We start from the raw sequence: 17,342 nt of genomic DNA on the forward strand, positions 1-17,342 counted from the left end.
AAATAACTAAATGATCAGCGCTTATCGCTAATATAACGGGCTCGCTTTTTCTCTTTAAGGTAGTCCATATCAACTAACACCAGGCCGTCAACGCAGAAATTAAAGTCAGCATCTACTCCGAAGTCGAGAAAGCGCACACCGCCTTCCTGGCAGACATCAGCGTACTGTTTGTAGAGTGTAGGTACCGCACAATTAAGGAAGTCCATCTGTTGCTTAAGTATCCGGAAATCCGCTTTGTAGTCCGCGCCGGTGAAAAGTTTTTGTAGATCTGCAGTTACTTTCGGTTCGAGCCTGTATGGGGTGAATGATTTGCCCAAGGAGTCATTATCGGGGAAGTGGAGGCTATAGAAATACACCAGCAAGTCTTTAGCGTGTTGAGGGTAACTGTTGCTCAGGCTAACAGGGCCAAACATATAACGTACCTCGGGGTGGCGCTTCAGATAAGCACCTATGCCATACCAGAGATAGTCCAGGCTACGTTTACCCCAGTATTTCGGCTGGACAAAGCTGCGACCCAGTTCAATTCCCTGCTCGAAGAACTGTTGCATTGCTGGTGAGTAATTAAATAGGGTAGAGCTGTATAGTTGATTGTCCTCACGGCTATTCATTTTCCAGACCTCGGCAAGACGGTAAGCGCCAACGATCTCTAGTTCTTCCTCATCCCAGAGTATCAGGTGACGATAGTGAGAGTCATAACGATCCAAATCGAGATTTTTACCGGTACCTTCACCAACACAGCGAAACGATAACTCTCTGAGGCGACCAACTTCGCGCATAACGGCAGAATCGGCCTGATAATTGAATAGATAGATTCGCTTACCGTCGGCTGTTTCACCAAGTAGTTCAGACTGCTTAAACTCCTTTTTCAGGGCTTGGCGGTTTTGCGGATGGGCGATGGTTTTTTCAGTTTTGAACAGGGGTTTACGCCCTTTGGCCAATCGATATAGATGTTTACGGACCAGTTTGCATTTTTCGCTACCCGGTAATGGTAGCTTCTCTAATTGAGAGTAGGGAATGGATTCACCTACCTTAAATGTCAGATTCATCGAGTGCTTATTAAACATTTCATGGGGAAGCAGCAGTGCGGCCAGGGTCTTGTTGATGCTTGATATGGTATAAAACAGTGAAGAGTTTTTACCTCCGATATAGATCGGCAGGATAGGGCTATTTGTTTTTTTTGCGAAGTGCAGAAATCCTTGATTCCAATTGCTGTCTTTAATACCTATTGCGCCAGCACGCGATACCTCTCCAGCGGGGAATACAATCACTGCTTCTTCGTTATGCAGTGCATTATTGATATTGGCGATGTCGTGCTTCCGCGTAGAGCGATTAAGATTATCAACCGGAAGGAGTAGAGGGCTTAACTGAGAAAATGAGGCAAGCATGTCGTTCGCCACAATGCGGACATCTTTACGAATTTCGCCGATCATTTTCAACAATGCGAGCCCGTCGAGGGCGCCTAGCGGATGGTTTGCAATAATAAGAACTCGTCCGCTGGAGGGAACGTTCATTAGGTCTTTATTGGTTAAGCTGTAAGTGAAATTGAAGTAGTCTAGTACTTGGTCAATGAAATCAAATCCCTGACAACTGCGATTCTCATCCAGAAATTTATTGACTTCTTGCTCGTGAAATAACCGCCGTAAAATAAACAGCACTGTGTTTCGAATGGCAGTAGGTTTAGATGTAAAAGATGGGTATTTTTCGATTATTACCCGTTCAACGTTTATCACTTTTATCGCCCTTATTGTTACAGTTCACTGCTGAAATTTATGATATTTTCGTGACAGTGAGTTGGCAAAAAAGTGACGATTTAGTGACAGGGCAAGTTATTGTTGGATTTTGCTATCTGACCCTACCAGGTTAATCAAATTCCAGTGACTCCTTCCAGGGGTCTTTATCCTCTTTTCGGCGACCATGGTTTTTTCTTCGACCAGCTTCATAGCGAATAAGGTTTCTCCGATCAAGACCTGCTCGGCGGTCTTTGCATGACCTTCTCTCATCCAAAGGGTTGTGCTGTTCTAGCTGATCTTTATTAGAATCTGCTTCCATCTGAAGTTTCCTCCGATTAATTACTTACAGAATAGAAGGTTACTTCGTCTTTGGCTAATTTAACCATATCTCGATGGGGCTCTGGATGCCTTCTTGTGCTTTTTACTTAGTTATTAATTGCTCAGGGACAATGTTTTTGATCTGGTTACCTTGACGCTCCGCTTTGCTAACATCAAAATTATAGTTGCTATCTATGCTTAACTTTTATCTAAGGGAATAGAATTTCAATGGACACACTGAATGCAACATTTGCTCGCCGCCTCCTGATTGCTCATCTGGTTTCTACTCTGGAGAAGCCCAGCGTGCCCGTTCTGATGTCTGAAACAGGCTGGCCTCGTCGAACTATTCAGGATGTTATTAAAGCGATACCAGGAATGGGTGTGAATATCTATTTCAGGCAGGATGGACGTCGTAATAACGATGGATATTATGTGATTGACCAGTGGGGAGCGATTAATCCAGATTGGCTAGATCAAAATATTGATAACGTGAAAAAATCATTAGAGTAAAAATAACTGTTTTTTTGTACAGTATTTAATAGTAGGCTTGGATTTACTGATTGAAAGTTCCGGGCCGCCATTAGTGATAGATCAGCTGACAGATGAGCTTCAACGAAAAATAATCCACTGTGATTGTGACTGTTTCTTTGCCGCAGTCGAGATGCGGGATAATCCAGCTCTAAGAGATATTCCCCTGGCTATTGGCGGGTCTTCTGATCGTCGCGGGGTGCTATCTACTTGTAATTATCAGGCCCGAAAGTTTGGAATTCATTCGGCAATGGCAACCGCCCATGCCTTAAAGCTCTGCCCTGACCTTATCGTCATCCCCGGCAGCATGGAGAAATACCGCCAGGCTTCTGCGGCGATTATGGCCATCTATGCTGACTATACTGATCTGATTGAACCGCTATCTCTGGATGAGGCTTACCTTGATGTAACCGGGGTCTCTACTTTTGGGGGGAGCGCGACCCTGATTGCAGAGGAGATAAGGCAAAGGGTCAGTAAAACAGTTGGTATCACTATTTCTGCCGGTGTGGCGCCGAATAAATTCATAGCTAAAATTGCCAGTGATTGGAATAAACCCGATGGGCTCTGTGTTATCACTCCGGATAAGATGGATGCATTTATTCTGCAATTACCGGTAAAAAAAATCTATGGTGTAGGAAAGGTGACTTCTGGAAAATTACAGCAGATGGGCATCGAAACCTGTGCAGATCTTCGTCAACTAAGTATGGCGCACTTAGTAGACCGTTTTGGGCGATTCGGCAAGCGGCTTTATGAGCTGAGCCGAGGTGAAGACGACCGTCCTGTTCGTGTGAGTCGTGAACGTAAGTCGATCAGCGTGGAACATACGTTTTCAAGTGACTTACCAGATCAGCAAAGTTGTACCGATCAGTTACCTGCTATGCTTGAGGAGCTTGAACAACGTTTTCAAAAGCACAGTAAGCAGCGCGAGATAGCTGGAGCGGTTATAAAGCTGAAGTTTTCCGACTTTACTCAGACGACTGTTGAGCAAAGTGCATCTGAATGTCCGTTGGCGCTCTATGAGCATCTGTGCCGTGAAGCATGGCTTCGGGGTGATAAGGCAGTAAGGTTGATTGGGGTTGGCTACCGGCTTAAACCGCGAAATCCTCAGTCTGTTGAACAGCTTAGATTGATAGAATAAAGAGGCAGGCCTATGGCGGCATTTCCTGTAGCTGAGCTTATTCAGCGGTTGGACCGGTTACAGTCTGAATCTGGCTACCGTGATGATGTTAATGGTCTCTACTGTTGCCGGTTAGCACTCGACGCGCTAGAACAGGGTAATTATGGTGTCGCTGCCATTCTGATTGATTCCCAGGGAGAGGTAATAGCTCAAGCTGAAAATCGGGTATTCAGTTCTGGTTACAGTAGTAGCGCTCATGCAGAGATGCTATTGGTTGATCAGTTGGAGCGGGGGCTAGATTACCCTCCTGCTCAGTTAACCATGTTGGTGTCCCTTGAACCTTGTCCAATGTGTCTGGCTCGGTTGATTCTGTCAGGGATAGCTTCAATACGATATATGGTGCCAGATTCTTATGGCGGGATGGTGAGTCACGCTGAGCATTTTCCACCGGCCTGGAAAAACCTGGCTCAGTTACAAAATCATTATGAAGCGCATATCTCTTCTGCCGTCAGGGATCTGGCTGCTGATATAGCGACAACAAATCTGAGTTTGCTACGTAAAAAACTCCTATCCCATATCCGTCCCTAGCTCTGTTTTGTGCGCTTGCACAATGCTATAATCGCGCACTTTATCCAGCCTCCCACTCTCTCAGGAAAAGCGTTCTATTATGCTGCAGTTGATCTATAAACGTTCTCAAAGTATGAAAGCCGACGTGCTGTCAGGCCTTACGGTCGCGCTGGCGCTGGTTCCGGAAGCTGTGGCTTTTGCTTTTGTGGCTGGTGTTGACCCTTTGGTCGGTCTTTACGCTGCGTTCATGGTGGGACTGATTACTGCTTCTATCGGAGGTCGTCCGGGTATGATTTCCGGAGCCACAGGTGCATTAGCGGTAGTGATGGTTAGTCTGGTGGCACAACATGGTGTTGAGTACCTGTTTGCCACTGTTGTACTGATGGGTATTCTCCAGATTGCGGCAGGAATATTTCGCTTAGGTAAGTTTATCCGAATGGTGCCACATCCTGTCATGCTGGGTTTTGTTAATGGCTTGGCTATTGTTATCTTTCTCGCCCAGATGAAGCAGTTTCAGATTGCTGATGCCGACGGCGTGTTGGGCTGGATGCAGGGTGGACAGATGGCTGTCATGCTAGGATTGGTTGCATTGACGATGGCGATTATCCATTTTCTACCTAAGTTGACGACGGCGGTTCCATCGACGCTGGTTGCGATTCTGGCTGTGACAGGCATCGTTATCGGTCTGGATATTGATTCTGCCCGCAGTGTGCAGGATGTGCTTGTTGATATGACGGGTGATGCGACAGCGAGCATAGCAGGGGGGCTCCCACAGTTTCATATCCCTATGGTTGATCTCAACCTGGAAACGTTGAAAATCATCCTCCCTTATGCGCTGATTCTGGCCGCAATTGGTCTGATTGAATCCCTTCTTACTCTAACCCTGATTGATGAAATTACTGAGACCCGTGGCCGAGGTAACAAAGAGTGCGTAGGTCAGGGCGTTGCTAACGTTGCGACCGGCTTCTTTGGCGGTATGGGCGGTTGTGCGATGATTGGCCAGAGCATGATTAATATAAGCTCCGGCGGAACAGGGCGTGCATCGGGTATATCCGCAGCGCTTTTCCTGCTGCTGTTTATTATGGTGGGCTCCAGTTGGATAGAGATTATCCCTGTGGCTGCACTAGTTGGTGTAATGTTTATTGTGGTTATCGGAACATTCGAGTGGGCTAGTCTTAATATGATGCGTAAGATTCCGCCATCGGATGCGATTGTGGTTGTGACCGTTACAGTTGTTACTGTGTTGACGGATCTGGCTATCGCCGTAATTGTAGGTGTAATTGTATCGGCATTGGTGTTTGCCTGGAAGCATGCCAAGCACATGCTGGTAGAGACCAGCATGCATAACAACGGTTTTCTTAAGATTTATAAGCCAAACGGCCCGCTGTTTTTTGGCTCAGTGAAGACTTTTAGGGATAACTTTACGCCAAAGTTTGATCCACAAGAGGTGATTATCGACTTTGCTAATTGCCGCGTAATGGATCACTCAGGCATTGAGGTTATCGATTCTCTGGTTGAGCGGTATGAAAAAGCGGGCATCGATATTCATATCCGTCACCTGAGTTTTGAGTGCATTAAGTTACTTGAAAAATCTGGCAGTGTGGTTGAGATTAACCGTGCTGAAGATCCCGACTATAAAGTGGCGGATGACAAGCTGGCTTAGGGGCTCGTTATTTCGTTCAAAGCCGCGACAATAGTCGCGGTTTTTTTTATCTTTTTACAGGTACTAAATATGGAAATTGAACTGATTGTCTCCTTCTTGGCTCTGGGAGCTGTTGTTGGATTTCTGGCAGGACTGCTAGGGATTGGGGGTGGCTTGGTAATGGTGCCGGCGCTGACTTCGTTGTTTATCTGGCAGGGGATTCCACTGGAGCAGGTTGTTCATTTGGCGCTGGGAACGTCTATGGCTTCTATAGTCGTTACTTCAATCTCCAGCATGCGTGCTCACCATAAAAAGGGCGGCGTTCTCTGGGATGTGGTTAGACTGATCGCTCCGGGAATTGTTGTAGGCGCATTTTTGGCCACCTTTCTGGCGGCGGTGCTTAGCTCGAAGGTGCTGGGAATCTTTTTTTCCTGCTTCCTAGTGTATGCCTCTACTCAGATGTTCCTTAATATGAAGCCTAAACCGACTCGGATATTACCAGGCAGGACCGGACTGTTAGCAGCGGGAAGTATTATAGGGAGTGTTTCAGCGCTGGTTTCTATTGGTGGCGGGACCCTGACAGTGCCTTTTCTCAGTTGGCATAATATTGATGTAAAGAAAGCGATTGGCACTTCAGCGGCCATTGGTTTGCCGATCTCAGTTGCGGGTACTATAGGATATCTGGTGAATGGCTTATCTGTCGATTTGAATATCGACTATGTGTTCGGCTTTATCTATCTGCCGGGCGTAGTTCTGATCTCTATGATGAGTTTTCTGACGGCCTCTCTGGGTGCGCATGTTGCTCATCTGCTCCCGGTGCCGGTATTGAAGAAAGTCTTTGCTGTATTGCTGCTGGGCCTGGCAATTAAAATGATTAGTTCTGTTATTTGAATAAAAAGTGACTGCTCTTAAGTAAAAAAGGGTAGGCGAAAAAAAAGAGCGTCAATTCCATGAGCTCTTTTCTTAATCCCAGCTAAAAGCAGGTCCTTACTGTAACCTCTTCGAAATCCTGGAAGAGGCTTTCCATCCTTGGAAATTTCATGCGAAATACCGGTCAGCTTCCTGCCGATAGGTAATGTCCTTATCGCGTTCTTACTTCCTTGTCCCCCAGTTGTTTCTTCAGTCCTTGAAGAGCGTCGATCCAACGGGGATAGTATCTCTATATTGTCGTAATAGAGATATAGGAAAAAGTCTTAATTTGTCTTCTTAATGCGACCTCTGTGTCTTTATTTAGAGACAGCGGTTGATTTGGCTTTTTCCTAATGGGTTACTATGTCCGGGATTTTATTTCGCTTTAAGTGGTGCTTGGTCGAAACTAATTCCACTCCAGCCCTGCTGCATAAAGTTTCGAATATTGCCATGATCGCTGCCTTGAGGGTTTTCCAGTACATCTTTGTGATAAAAGCGACCAAAACAGTTGAGAGTCTGTTGCTCTGACAAGTTGTTGAGTTGGGCAAAGGCAAAGATCTTGCAAGAGCCTTCATTGGTGCTCGCTTCATTGATGAGCTCACCATTGTTGAAGCGGGTAGGAGAGTATTCATAGCTCGCTGTGATAACAGCCATTGTATCTTCAAAGTCTATATTTTCAGGGGTATTAAGCTGTTGTATGAACTGTTGCAGATTCATATAAGATTCCAGTCTCTATATTTTTAAAAAGAGTGATTTACTCTTGTTGCTGTAACAGTGCGTGAACTAGTTCTGTATTGGGTACATCAATACCTAACTGTTGTGCGCGCTTGATGACAGCACCGCTGATGCCATCTAATTCTAGTGGTCTGTTTTTCTCTTTATCTACTAACATCGAGGTTTTGATAGCGTCGAAGCTGCTAATCAGTTCAAACATCTCATCGATGTCTTGCTGATTTAGGTCGACATCATCAGCTTGTGATACGGCGGCCACTTCCTGCATCATCCGATAGACTGTTTTGCCATAGGTAGGATGAGATGTCAGGCTGCGGGTATCAAGGCGAGTCAGGGCGGAAAGGGGATTAACGCCATTGTTGATGAGAAGCTTACGCCATAATTCATGGCGTATGTCGTTGCTGATTCGTGCAGGGATGCCCGCACCGTTAAATGCTTCGGCAAATAACGTCAGTGAAGCAGGGCTGAATATCTGTGTACTGCTGTGATTGGGCCAGCTACCGAAAACGACCTGAGCGGGCCCCGTAGCTTCTATTTTACCAGGTGCAATGATATGCCCGCCGATACGTACTGCGAGCCCGCCTATCGTGCGATAGCGTCCCAGAGCCTGTTCTATCATCGGCTCATTATCTACGCCATTCTGAAGAGATAAAACAGGCACTTCTGAGGAGGTTAGCCAAGACTCTAACTGGGATAAAATAGACGAAGTCGCGCCTGCTTTAAGGGTTAGCAGAATGAGGTCAAAATCAGCGCATTGATAGTCTTTCTTCAGGGCCTCAATATCGACAGCTTCAACCTGCGCATTGAAATTAAGATCCTGATGGCTGACGCGTAAGCCTTTCTGTTGCAAGGCTTGTAGATGTTCGCCACGAGCCAGGTAACAAACATGATGTCCCTGAAGTTGGAGTTTGGCGCCGTAGTAACAACCAATCCCACCGGCACCGATAAAAAGAAATCGCATAGTCTGCTACCTTTCAGATCACTTTTGGGCTGAGGATAGAACTATACCTGCAGAGAGGGTGATTTCCAGTCTGTAATTATCAACTTAGGTAAAAACTTGGAAGTTACCGGGGTTTTTAAGCCCCGGAATGATTAACGGTTGCCAGAACGTTGGCTTGGTTTTGCGGTACTGTTAGTTCGACTACCGGAGCGTCCACCACGACTAGCTGGTTGCTGACTGTTTCCAGAGGGCTTGGCGCCTGATGCAGCTCTTTGTGCAGGCTTAGCTTGTGCTTTCTGGCCTTGTGGGGCATTGCCACCGTTCGATTTCTGTTCCTGATTGCCACCAGAGGCGCGGTGGCGTTTGTTTTTGCCAGTGGGTTTATGGCCCCGGGCGACATCGGAGGAACGTTGTCCATCTTTATGCCCAGTGCTCTGTCTTTTAGGCTTATTAGGCTTGCGCTTACGGGTATTCAGACTTGATTCGGGTAGATTGTGTAACGGCTGGAATCCCAGTACCTCTTCACGTTCCAGTATCTTACCAATCAGGTTCTCGATATCAGATAGCTGATCAAACTCATCAGCGCTGACCAACGATATCGCCTGACCAGTTGCACCAGCGCGGCCGGTACGACCAATTCGGTGGACATAGTCTTCAGCAACATTTGGCAGGTCAAAGTTAACTACCTGAGGGAGCTGCTCAATGTCCAGTCCACGTGCTGCAATGTCAGTTGCAACCAATACCTGCACTTTACCTTGCTTGAACTCTGCAAGGGCTTTGGTTCGTGCGCCCTGGCTCTTATTGCCATGGATGGCCGAGGCATTAATTTTTTCAGAGTCTAGATGCTTAACAAGTTGGTTCGCCCCTCGCTTGGTGCGGGTAAATACCAGTACCTGGTGCCACTGGTGTTCTTTAACCAGCTCAGTGAATAGGCGCGCTTTCTGTTTCTTATCAACCGGGCAGATCCACTGTTTCACGGAGGTTGCTGCTGCGTTACGCGGTGTAACGGATATCTCTACCGGATTGTTGACCAGGCCTTTTGCCAGAGTACGGATAGAGTCAGAAAAGGTAGCGGAGAACATCAGATTCTGGCGCTTCTGCGGCAGTAGGCTGATGACTCTTTTAATATCGTGGATAAAGCCCATGTCCAGCATTCGGTCAGCTTCATCCAGAACCAGAACTTCAACTTTGTTAAATTTAACAGCGTTTTGGTTGTAGAGGTCCATTAGACGGCCAGGAGTAGCGATAAGAATATCGATACCTTTACGAAGCTGCATCATCTGCGGATTAATACTCACACCGCCAAAGACAGCGGTGGATCTCAACGGCAGGTGCTTACCGTAGTCGTGAACACTTTCAGCAACCTGAGCGGCCAATTCACGAGTGGGAGTGAGAATGAGTGCACGAATCTGATTGCCCTGGGCGCGTTCACCACGGCTAAGCAGCTCGAGAAGTGGCAGGGTAAAGCCCGCCGTTTTTCCGGTACCGGTCTGAGCTGCTGCCATCAGATCCTTGCCTTCCAGTACGGCAGGAATAGCCTGCGCCTGAATCGGAGAAGGGGTCTCGTAACCTTTATCGGTAATGGCATTGAGTATCGGTGCCGACAGGCCCAGCTCGGTAAATTTCATGCACTCTCTCTATAACTGAAGTGTCAAAATGACAGAAGCGCGAAGGATACAGGAAAGGCGGTCTAAATGGCAGTATTTATGCCGTTTGCAGGGTGCAGCTGAGTTGCCAAACTTCTATGGAACCGCCGCTTAGGTTGGCGATTAGATTTGGTGCCATTTTGTTAAAATCATCACCTAGAATCTGAGTGGGTGAGATGGGAGTAATTTTCTTCGTAGGGGTGTCGGTGTTATTTTCTTTGCTCGTCTGCCGTTTGCGCCAGGCTAGTGCCTCTTCTGACCAGTGATCAGTATTGTCCAGGGTAAAGCCACTCACTTCCAAAATTTCAGTTAACTCTCTCAGGGTTAGCAGGTGAGATTGATCAGCGGTACGCGCCCAAGGTACGGGGTAGCGCATTTGCTCCGGATTAGGGCCTTGAATTACTTCATGAAGCAAGAGAGTACTGTTTGTGTCCATAACCCTGCGACACTCGCGCAGACAGTCTTCTGTATCGGGTATATTCAGCAGACTGTGCTGAAAGATGATGCAATCGAAACTATTATCAGCAAAAGGGAGCTGTTGTGCATCACAGGTAACTATTCTAACGGAAATGTCTTTGCTGAACAGTTCGGTTATTGATCGGTTGAGCGTATTAAATCGGTGGGTGATATCAACTGTGGTTATTTCGATAGCAGATATTTCTGTGTTAAAGCGGTTAGAGATCAGGCGCATCAGACCGCCAGTGCCGGAGCCAATCTCAAGAATCCTTTTTGGTTGTATCTTCTCCAGTTGTAGCAGCAGTTTCTCAGAGGCTTTGATGCCGCCAATATGGAGCTGGTCTATGGGAGCCAGTTGATAGATGGTAGGCCCTTCGGGGTAACGTTCGCGTAGTTGAGAGAGCAGTGTCTCTTCATTCATATGATCGCTATAGTGATGATCTATGCCCATCGTCTATCCCTGTTGTTATTTTACCGATTGCTTAATCTAAAACGGGGGCTCCTGTTAGGGAGCCCCCGTATGTTCATCAGACAAAAAAGCAGTATTAGATATCATCTAATCCCAGCTCTTTGATAGAGACTTCACGCATCTTGAATTTTTGGATCTTACCGGTAACTGTCATCGGGAACTCTTCCACGAATTTAAAGTAGCGCGGTACTTTAAAGTGCGTGATCTTGCCCTTACAGAAAGCCCGAAGCTGCTCTTCAGTCACGCTATCGGAATCACCATTGAGTTTAACCCAGGCAATCAGTTCTTCACCGAATTTTTTGTCCGGTACACCGGTAACCTGAACGTCGCTAATACCCGGGTGAGTGTATAGGAACTCTTCAATCTCTTTTGGATAGACGTTCTCACCACCACGGATAACCATATCTTTGATACGACCCACGATCTGGATATAACCTTCTTCATCCATGGTTGCCAGGTCTTCGGTATGCATCCAGCCGTTTACATCGATAGAGCCTTTGGTGCCCTCTTCGTTGTTCCAGTATTTCAGCATGACGCTGTAACCACGGGTACAAAGCTCGCCAATCTCACCGCGGGCAACAGTTCGTCCTGTTGCTGCGTTGACGATCTTAGTTTCCAGATGCGGCTGAGTACGGCCAACAGTAGTTACTCGTTTCTCGAACGGATCGTCGGCTGCAGTTTGAGTCGAAACCGGGCTGGTTTCAGTCATGCCATAGGCGATCTGAACCTCTTGCATATTCATCTTTGTGTTTACCGCTTTCATCACCTCAGCAGGGCAAATGGCACCTGCCATGATGCCGGTGCGCAAGGAAGACAGATCATAATTATCAAAATCAGGATCTTCCAGCTCGGCGATAAACATCGTCGGAACGCCATATAACGCAGTGGCTTTCTCTTTCTGAATCGCTTCCAGTACTGATTTAGGATCGAAACCATCAGTCGGATAGATCATGGCTGCACCATGCGTCATGCAACCCAAGTTACCCATAACCATGCCAAAGCAGTGGTAGAGTGGTACTGGAATGACCAGGCGGTCTTTATCGGTTAAGTTCTGACTTTCGCCAACAAAATAGCCGTTGTTAAGAATGTTATGGTGACTTAGGGTTGCTCCTTTAGGGAAGCCGGTGGTACCCGAAGTGTATTGAATGTTGATAGCATCATCGAACTGCAGCTTTGCCTGAGTTGCTTCGACTTCTGAGAGCTCTACCTTGCTAGCCTCTTCGACGAAGTCGTTCCAGCGCCACATACCTGGGTGCTGTTCTTCCGAAAGGTTAATAATGCATTCCAATGTTTTCAGCTTTTCAGATTTAAGCTGGCCTTTTTCGCAGCTATTCAGCTCTGGCGCAAGTTCCAGCAGCATCTGAGTGTAATTGGAATGTTTAAAGCTGTCCGCAGTTACCAGGAACTTAGTGCCTGACTGGTTCATGGAATATTCCAGCTCGTGCAGTCGGTATGCGGGGTTGATATTCACCAGAATGGCGCCAACTTTAGCCGTGGCGAACTGGGTGACGGTCCATTGTGCGCAATTTGGTGACCACATGCCTACCCGGTCACCGGCTTTAACGCCGACAGCTAGAAGGGCGCGGGCACACTGTTCTACTTGCTGGCGCAGGTCATCGTAGGTCCAACGAATATCCTGAAAATGTACAATCAATGCATCGTTGTCAGGGTAGGTGGCACAGATTTCATCGAACTTATCGCCGATGGTCATGCCTAGTAGCGGTTTATTACTGGTACCGCTTGTATAACTGGGTTTTGCATTACTCATTGCTATATCCCTTCCTTATTCTTATCAGCGGAGAGCTTTATTGTCCTGTCTGACAGTTCGAACACCTGGGCTCTCGCTTTAATTAAGATAGTTAATTCGGTTAACGCGCCTGTGCGTGATACTCAGGGTTGGGCTGCATATCTACCGCACTGGCAACTCGGTTCGTCATATTGTAAAAACCGGCTACGTTGGCGATATCCCAGATGTCCTGATCGGAGAAGCCGGCATCACGTAGTGCCTGACGGTCTTCCTCTTCAATTGAATCTGCGGCAACGGTCATCTTTACGGCAAAATCGAGCATTGAGCGATGTCGCTGAGACAGCTCTGCAGCCCGATAATTAATCGCCATCAGTTCGCCCAGAGCAGGGTCTTCAGAATAAGTACGAACCGCAGCGCCGTGGGCGACGATGCAGTAGAAGCAGTGATTCTGTGAGGACACGGCAACAGCGATCATCTCGCGTTCCAGTGTCGTCAGATTGCCTTCGCCGAACATAAGCTCATTATAAAACTTAGAGAATACGTCTAATTGAGCTGCGTTCTGGCTGTAGGCGGTCAGTACATTAGGTACCATGCCCAGCTTTTCATCGCAGACTTCGAAATATTTTTTGAACTCCGGCGATAGTTCATCGCGCGCCGGGTATTTCAGATCTAACGCGGTAACATGATCCGGTTGAGACATCGTATTACTCCGTATTATTGTTATGTCAGAGCGGTTTTAATATCGCTATATTAGGGTAAACCCTCATCTGATTTCAAGCGTTCAGATCAAGGCTTCCCCTTTTGCTGCTGGCTTAGCTGCGGCTCTTATTTACACCCTAGCGCCAGTGCTACTTTTGAACCACTGCTACGGCCAAGTTGAGCGGTGATCCAATGACCGGTTTGTGCCAGTTTCTGTAGATCAACGCCGGTCTCAATACCTAATCCGTTAAGCATGTAGAGCACGTCTTCGGTCGCCACATTACCGGAAGCACCTTTAGCGTAAGGGCAGCCTCCAAGTCCTGCGACAGAAGCATCGATTACCGCAACACCTTCTTCAACAACAGCATACAGGTTGGCCAGGGCCTGACCGTAAGTGTCATGGAAGTGTGCTGCCAGGTTTGCAACAGGTACTTGTTTGGCTACCGCTTCGAGCATTCGTTTTGCTTTCAGCGGTGTACCAGCACCGATAGTGTCACCCAAGGATATTTCGTAGCAGCCCATGTCCATGAGGTCACGGCTTACCGCAGCAACCTGTGCAGGATCGATATCGCCATCATAAGGGCAGCCCATCACGGTGGAGACATAGCCCCGCACCCGGATGTTGTGCTCTTTAGCCATTTCAATCACTGGTGCGAAGCGCTCCAGGCTTTCCTTAATAGAACAATTGATGTTCTTTTGGGTGAAAGCTTCAGATGCTGCACCAAATACGGCTACCTCATCCACGCCGGCAGCAATTGCGCCTTCCAGCCCTTTTAAGTTAGGCGTCAGTGCTGAATAGGTAATACCTGATTTGCGGGTGATGCCAGCCATAACGGCACTGGCATCGCCCATCTGAGGTACCCACTTAGGCGAGACAAAACTGGCCGCTTCGATATGCGTCAGGCCGGTATCGCTAAGTTGGTTGATAAGTTCAACCTTAATAGCGGTGTCGATTACCGGTCCTGATTCATTCTGGAGACCATCGCGGGCCCCCATTTCGAATAAGCGAACATGCTTAGGAAAAGCCATGCTTAGTCCTCCGCAGCGTTTAGCGAAATAAGCTCAGCGCCATCTTCAACCAGATCACCTTCAGCGAAGTAGACTTCAGCCACAGTACCGTCATGCGGTGCCTTCAGGCTGTGCTCCATCTTCATCGCTTCCATGATTACTACGGTTTCGCCTTTTTTAACTTCCTGACCAGCTTCAACCAGTACCGCAACAACGGCGCCGTTCATTGGTGCAGTCAGGCTGTTATCACCGGCGCTATCGTCGGTAATGAAGCTTTCACGGTGCTGTTCGCAGATAAACTGTTCGCCTTCATGGAACAAGGTCAGGTCGTCACCATCATTAAACAGATGCACACTAAGGCGGTGACCGTTGATGATTACATCAAGTTTGTCATCGTTGAGCTGTGCAGATACCAGATAGCTAGCATCGCCAACCTGTATCTGGTACTGACCGTTCTGCTCGACAATGCTCAGGTCATACTCAGCTTCGTTATGAATTAGCTTGAGTGGGCGGGCATACTCAGAGTTAACGCGCCAGCTGTTCTGGTGACCAAAAGGTGAGTACGCATCATCCGGATTCGTCGCTTGTTGTTTGGTCTTTTCGCCGAAGAAGCAGGCGGCCATTACCAAGCAATACTGAACATCCAGGTTGCTGGCAGGGAACAGCAGTTTTTCATGCTTCTCGATAAAGCCGGTATCCAGATCCAGTGCTTTGAATGGAGCGCTACCAGCCAGGTTACGTAGGAATCGCAGGTTAGTTTTAAGGCCGCTGATGCGGTATTCCTCAAGTGCCTTTTCCATTCGCGCGATAGCACGGTCACGGTCATCATCCCAGACAATCAGCTTAGCGATCATTGGGTCGTAAAATACGCTGACTTCGTCACCTTCTACTACGCCGGTATCAACCCGCACGTGCTGGCTTTCTTCCGGAGTACGCAGGTAGTGCAGGGTACCGGTAGCTGGGAGGAACTCATTATCCGGATCTTCGGCATAAATACGGGCTTCCAGAGCGTGACCGTGGACACGGACCTCATCCTGCTGCTGTGGCAGTGGTTCACCACTGGCGATACGTAGCTGCCATTCCACCAAATCTTGTCCGGTGATCAGTTCGGTAACGGGGTGCTCTACCTGTAGACGGGTGTTCATCTCCATGAAGTAGAAAGAACCATCCACGTCATACAGAAACTCGACCGTACCGGCACCGACGTAGTCAATTGCCTGGGCCGCACGAACGGCCGCGTCACCCATAGCTTTACGGGTTTCGTCAGAAAGGTTTGGAGCAGGTGCTTCTTCAATAACTTTCTGGTGACGACGCTGTACCGAGCAGTCACGTTCCGCCAGATAGACGCCGTTGCCCTGCTTATCGCAGAACACCTGAATCTCTACGTGACGTGGTTGAGTCAAGTAGCGCTCAATCAGCATATCGGAGTTACCAAAAGCCTTTTTTGACTCACGGCAAGCCGAAGTCAGGGCTTCATCGAACTCATCGATAGAGTTAACCACCCGCATGCCTTTACCACCGCCACCGGCAACCGCTTTTAGCAGTTGTGGGAAGCCACACTTGACTGATTCTTCTTTCAGTACAGCATGGGTCTGGTCATCACCGTGATAACCCGGTACTAAAGGTACTGATGCGTGGGACATAATCTCTTTTGCAGCAGACTTTGAACCCATCGCCTCGATAGCGCCGGTTGGTGGTCCGATAAACTCAATGCCGTTATCAGCACAAGCTTGAGCGAATTGAGCATTTTCAGACAGGAAACCATAGCCTGGGTGAACAGCCTGAGCGCCGGATTGTTTGGCAATCTCAAGAATTTTGTCAGCCCGAAGGTAACTTTCACTGCTGGGCGCTGGTCCTAACAGAAAGGCTTCGTCAGCCATCGCAACATGACGTGCGTTACGGTCTGCTTCAGAATAGACAGCAACACAGCGGATACCCATGCGGTGTGCGGTCTGAATAACACGGCAAGCGATCTCGCCGCGGTTAGCTATAAGAATTTTACTAAACATGCCGCTTACTCCTGGATCCAGTTCGGTTTACGCTTTTGCAGGAAAGATCCTAGTCCTTCCTGTCCTTCGCCGCTGACACGGATGTCTGCAATGCGACGGGCGGTATCATCGATCACTTCTTTCGTGATCTCCTTCTGGCTGACTGCGAAGATCAGATCTTTTGCAGCTTTCATTGCCTGAGGGCTGTTTTTACGCAAGGTAGCGATAAAACGGTCACAGGCTTCATCCAGTTGTTCCACGCTTTCTACTACTTCATGTACCAGACCAAATTCTTGTGCCGTACGGGCATTAAAGAGTTCAGCGGTGACAAAGTAGCGACGTGACTGTCGTTCGCCAATAGCACGAACAACGTAAGGGCTGATAACCGCAGGGATTAAGCCAATCTTCACTTCAGACAGACAGAAGCCACTGCTTTCAGCTGCGATAACAATATCGCAACAGGCTGCGAGACCGACGGCACCACCATAGGCGGCACCTTGAACCAGCGCGATAGTCGGCTTGGAGTGGTCATTTAGAACTTCCATCAGGCGAGCCAGACGACCCGCATCTACCATATTCTCTTCATGACTGTTCTGAGCCATGCGTTTCATCCAGGCCAGGTCGGCGCCAGCAGAGAAGTTTTTACCGCGGGAGCGTAGAACCAATACCCGGACTTCAGGGTCTTCGTTAGTGGCTTCCAGGTTGGCAATCAGCTGCTCAATTACATCGTCATCAAAAGCATTGTGCACTTCTGGACGATTGATGATTAGCTGGGCGACACCGTTACTGCTTTTTTCCAGCAGCACCAGTTGATTATTTGAATCAGTATTCATAGTCAGGCCCTCC

General features: G+C 48.0%; 16 protein-coding genes. 5 read left to right on the forward strand and 11 right to left on the reverse strand.

Translation table 11 applies throughout. From position 1 onward, the window contains the following. Nucleotides 1-14: 14 nt before the first annotated feature. Entirely contained in the window at nucleotides 15-1,730 is a 1,716-nt protein-coding gene (locus tag QZZ54_RS05185) for a lysophospholipid acyltransferase family protein (protein WP_290699815.1), read from the reverse strand. A 130-nt stretch (nucleotides 1,731-1,860) separates the two neighbouring features. Then, nucleotides 1,861-2,049, reverse strand: coding sequence for a hypothetical protein (locus tag QZZ54_RS05190; protein ID WP_290699818.1), 189 nt, complete (start codon nucleotides 2,047-2,049; stop codon nucleotides 1,861-1,863). A gap of 227 nt (nucleotides 2,050-2,276) precedes the next feature. Between QZZ54_RS05190 and QZZ54_RS05195 the strand changes: the two genes are divergently transcribed. From QZZ54_RS05195 to QZZ54_RS05215, 5 genes are all read left to right on the forward strand, one after another. After that, nucleotides 2,277-2,558: a helix-turn-helix domain-containing protein gene (locus QZZ54_RS05195; protein ID WP_290699821.1), complete on the forward strand. Its 282-nt coding sequence runs from the start codon at nucleotides 2,277-2,279 to the stop codon at nucleotides 2,556-2,558. A gap of 46 nt (nucleotides 2,559-2,604) precedes the next feature. Beyond that, the gene (gene dinB / locus QZZ54_RS05200; RefSeq protein WP_366645146.1) at nucleotides 2,605-3,714 is read left to right on the forward strand and encodes a DNA polymerase IV; all 1,110 of its coding nucleotides are present in this window, start codon (nucleotides 2,605-2,607) and stop codon (nucleotides 3,712-3,714) included. A 12-nt stretch (nucleotides 3,715-3,726) separates the two neighbouring features. Next, on the forward strand, nucleotides 3,727-4,281 hold the full coding sequence (locus QZZ54_RS05205; protein ID WP_290699823.1) for a nucleoside deaminase: 555 nt from the start codon (nucleotides 3,727-3,729) through the stop codon (nucleotides 4,279-4,281). Nucleotides 4,282-4,360: 79 nt separating this feature from the next. Then, complete coding sequence (locus QZZ54_RS05210) at nucleotides 4,361-5,923, forward strand: SulP family inorganic anion transporter (RefSeq protein ID WP_290699826.1); 1,563 nt, start codon at nucleotides 4,361-4,363, stop codon at nucleotides 5,921-5,923. A 69-nt stretch (nucleotides 5,924-5,992) separates the two neighbouring features. Further along, nucleotides 5,993-6,793, forward strand: a complete 801-nt coding sequence (locus tag QZZ54_RS05215; protein WP_290699828.1) for a sulfite exporter TauE/SafE family protein — start codon at nucleotides 5,993-5,995, stop codon at nucleotides 6,791-6,793. Between the two features lie 393 nt (nucleotides 6,794-7,186). On the opposite strand, the gene QZZ54_RS05220 is transcribed toward QZZ54_RS05215, so the two are convergent. The 9 genes from QZZ54_RS05220 to QZZ54_RS05260 all read right to left on the reverse strand — a co-directional run bounded on the left by QZZ54_RS05220 (nucleotide 7,187) and on the right by QZZ54_RS05260 (nucleotide 17,329). Beyond that, on the reverse strand, nucleotides 7,187-7,528 hold the full coding sequence (locus QZZ54_RS05220; RefSeq protein WP_290699830.1) for a HopJ type III effector protein: 342 nt from the start codon (nucleotides 7,526-7,528) through the stop codon (nucleotides 7,187-7,189). A 37-nt stretch (nucleotides 7,529-7,565) separates the two neighbouring features. Next, nucleotides 7,566-8,504: a 2-dehydropantoate 2-reductase gene (locus QZZ54_RS05225; RefSeq protein WP_290699832.1), complete on the reverse strand. Its 939-nt coding sequence runs from the start codon at nucleotides 8,502-8,504 to the stop codon at nucleotides 7,566-7,568. Nucleotides 8,505-8,635: 131 nt separating this feature from the next. Beyond that, on the reverse strand, nucleotides 8,636-10,111 hold the full coding sequence (locus QZZ54_RS05230; protein ID WP_290699834.1) for a DEAD/DEAH box helicase: 1,476 nt from the start codon (nucleotides 10,109-10,111) through the stop codon (nucleotides 8,636-8,638). A 76-nt stretch (nucleotides 10,112-10,187) separates the two neighbouring features. Beyond that, on the reverse strand, nucleotides 10,188-11,036 hold the full coding sequence (locus tag QZZ54_RS05235) for a class I SAM-dependent methyltransferase (RefSeq protein WP_290699836.1): 849 nt from the start codon (nucleotides 11,034-11,036) through the stop codon (nucleotides 10,188-10,190). A 94-nt stretch (nucleotides 11,037-11,130) separates the two neighbouring features. Beyond that, nucleotides 11,131-12,822, reverse strand: coding sequence for an AMP-binding protein (locus QZZ54_RS05240; RefSeq protein ID WP_290699838.1), 1,692 nt, complete (start codon nucleotides 12,820-12,822; stop codon nucleotides 11,131-11,133). Between the two features lie 100 nt (nucleotides 12,823-12,922). Further along, a complete protein-coding gene (locus tag QZZ54_RS05245) occupies nucleotides 12,923-13,501 on the reverse strand; it encodes a peroxidase-related enzyme (RefSeq protein WP_290699840.1) in 579 nt (192 codons plus the stop codon). Nucleotides 13,502-13,626: 125 nt separating this feature from the next. Then, nucleotides 13,627-14,529 carry a hydroxymethylglutaryl-CoA lyase gene (locus QZZ54_RS05250; RefSeq protein ID WP_290699842.1) on the reverse strand — a complete coding sequence of 301 codons (903 nt, stop codon included), beginning with the start codon at nucleotides 14,527-14,529 and terminating at the stop codon, nucleotides 13,627-13,629. A gap of 2 nt (nucleotides 14,530-14,531) precedes the next feature. After that, nucleotides 14,532-16,517 (reverse strand): acetyl/propionyl/methylcrotonyl-CoA carboxylase subunit alpha, encoded by a 1,986-nt coding sequence (locus QZZ54_RS05255; protein WP_290699844.1) that lies wholly within the window; start codon nucleotides 16,515-16,517, stop codon nucleotides 14,532-14,534. 5 nt (nucleotides 16,518-16,522) lie between these two features. After that, complete coding sequence (locus QZZ54_RS05260; protein ID WP_290699846.1) at nucleotides 16,523-17,329, reverse strand: enoyl-CoA hydratase/isomerase family protein; 807 nt, start codon at nucleotides 17,327-17,329, stop codon at nucleotides 16,523-16,525. Between the last annotated feature and the right edge of the window lie 13 nt (nucleotides 17,330-17,342).

This window comes from Amphritea sp. (genome assembly GCF_016744155.1).
GTDB lineage: Bacteria > Pseudomonadota > Gammaproteobacteria > Pseudomonadales > Balneatricaceae > Amphritea.

Coding starts and splice junctions, on each gene's coding strand:
- QZZ54_RS05195 (WP_290699821.1), top strand. CDS start 2,277: ATGGACACACTGAATGCAACATTTGCTCGCCGCCTCCTGATTGCTCAT.
- QZZ54_RS05205 (WP_290699823.1), top strand. CDS start 3,727: ATGGCGGCATTTCCTGTAGCTGAGCTTATTCAGCGGTTGGACCGGTTA.
- QZZ54_RS05210 (WP_290699826.1), top strand. CDS start 4,361: ATGCTGCAGTTGATCTATAAACGTTCTCAAAGTATGAAAGCCGACGTG.
- QZZ54_RS05260 (WP_290699846.1), bottom strand. CDS start 17,329: ATGAATACTGATTCAAATAATCAACTGGTGCTGCTGGAAAAAAGCAGT.
- QZZ54_RS05215 (WP_290699828.1), top strand. CDS start 5,993: ATGGAAATTGAACTGATTGTCTCCTTCTTGGCTCTGGGAGCTGTTGTT.
- QZZ54_RS05255 (WP_290699844.1), bottom strand. CDS start 16,517: ATGTTTAGTAAAATTCTTATAGCTAACCGCGGCGAGATCGCTTGCCGT.
- QZZ54_RS05190 (WP_290699818.1), bottom strand. CDS start 2,049: ATGGAAGCAGATTCTAATAAAGATCAGCTAGAACAGCACAACCCTTTG.
- QZZ54_RS05240 (WP_290699838.1), bottom strand. CDS start 12,822: ATGAGTAATGCAAAACCCAGTTATACAAGCGGTACCAGTAATAAACCG.
- QZZ54_RS05225 (WP_290699832.1), bottom strand. CDS start 8,504: ATGCGATTTCTTTTTATCGGTGCCGGTGGGATTGGTTGTTACTACGGC.
- QZZ54_RS05245 (WP_290699840.1), bottom strand. CDS start 13,501: ATGTCTCAACCGGATCATGTTACCGCGTTAGATCTGAAATACCCGGCG.
- QZZ54_RS05250 (WP_290699842.1), bottom strand. CDS start 14,529: ATGGCTTTTCCTAAGCATGTTCGCTTATTCGAAATGGGGGCCCGCGAT.
- QZZ54_RS05220 (WP_290699830.1), bottom strand. CDS start 7,528: ATGAATCTGCAACAGTTCATACAACAGCTTAATACCCCTGAAAATATA.
- QZZ54_RS05230 (WP_290699834.1), bottom strand. CDS start 10,111: ATGAAATTTACCGAGCTGGGCCTGTCGGCACCGATACTCAATGCCATT.
- QZZ54_RS05235 (WP_290699836.1), bottom strand. CDS start 11,036: ATGGGCATAGATCATCACTATAGCGATCATATGAATGAAGAGACACTG.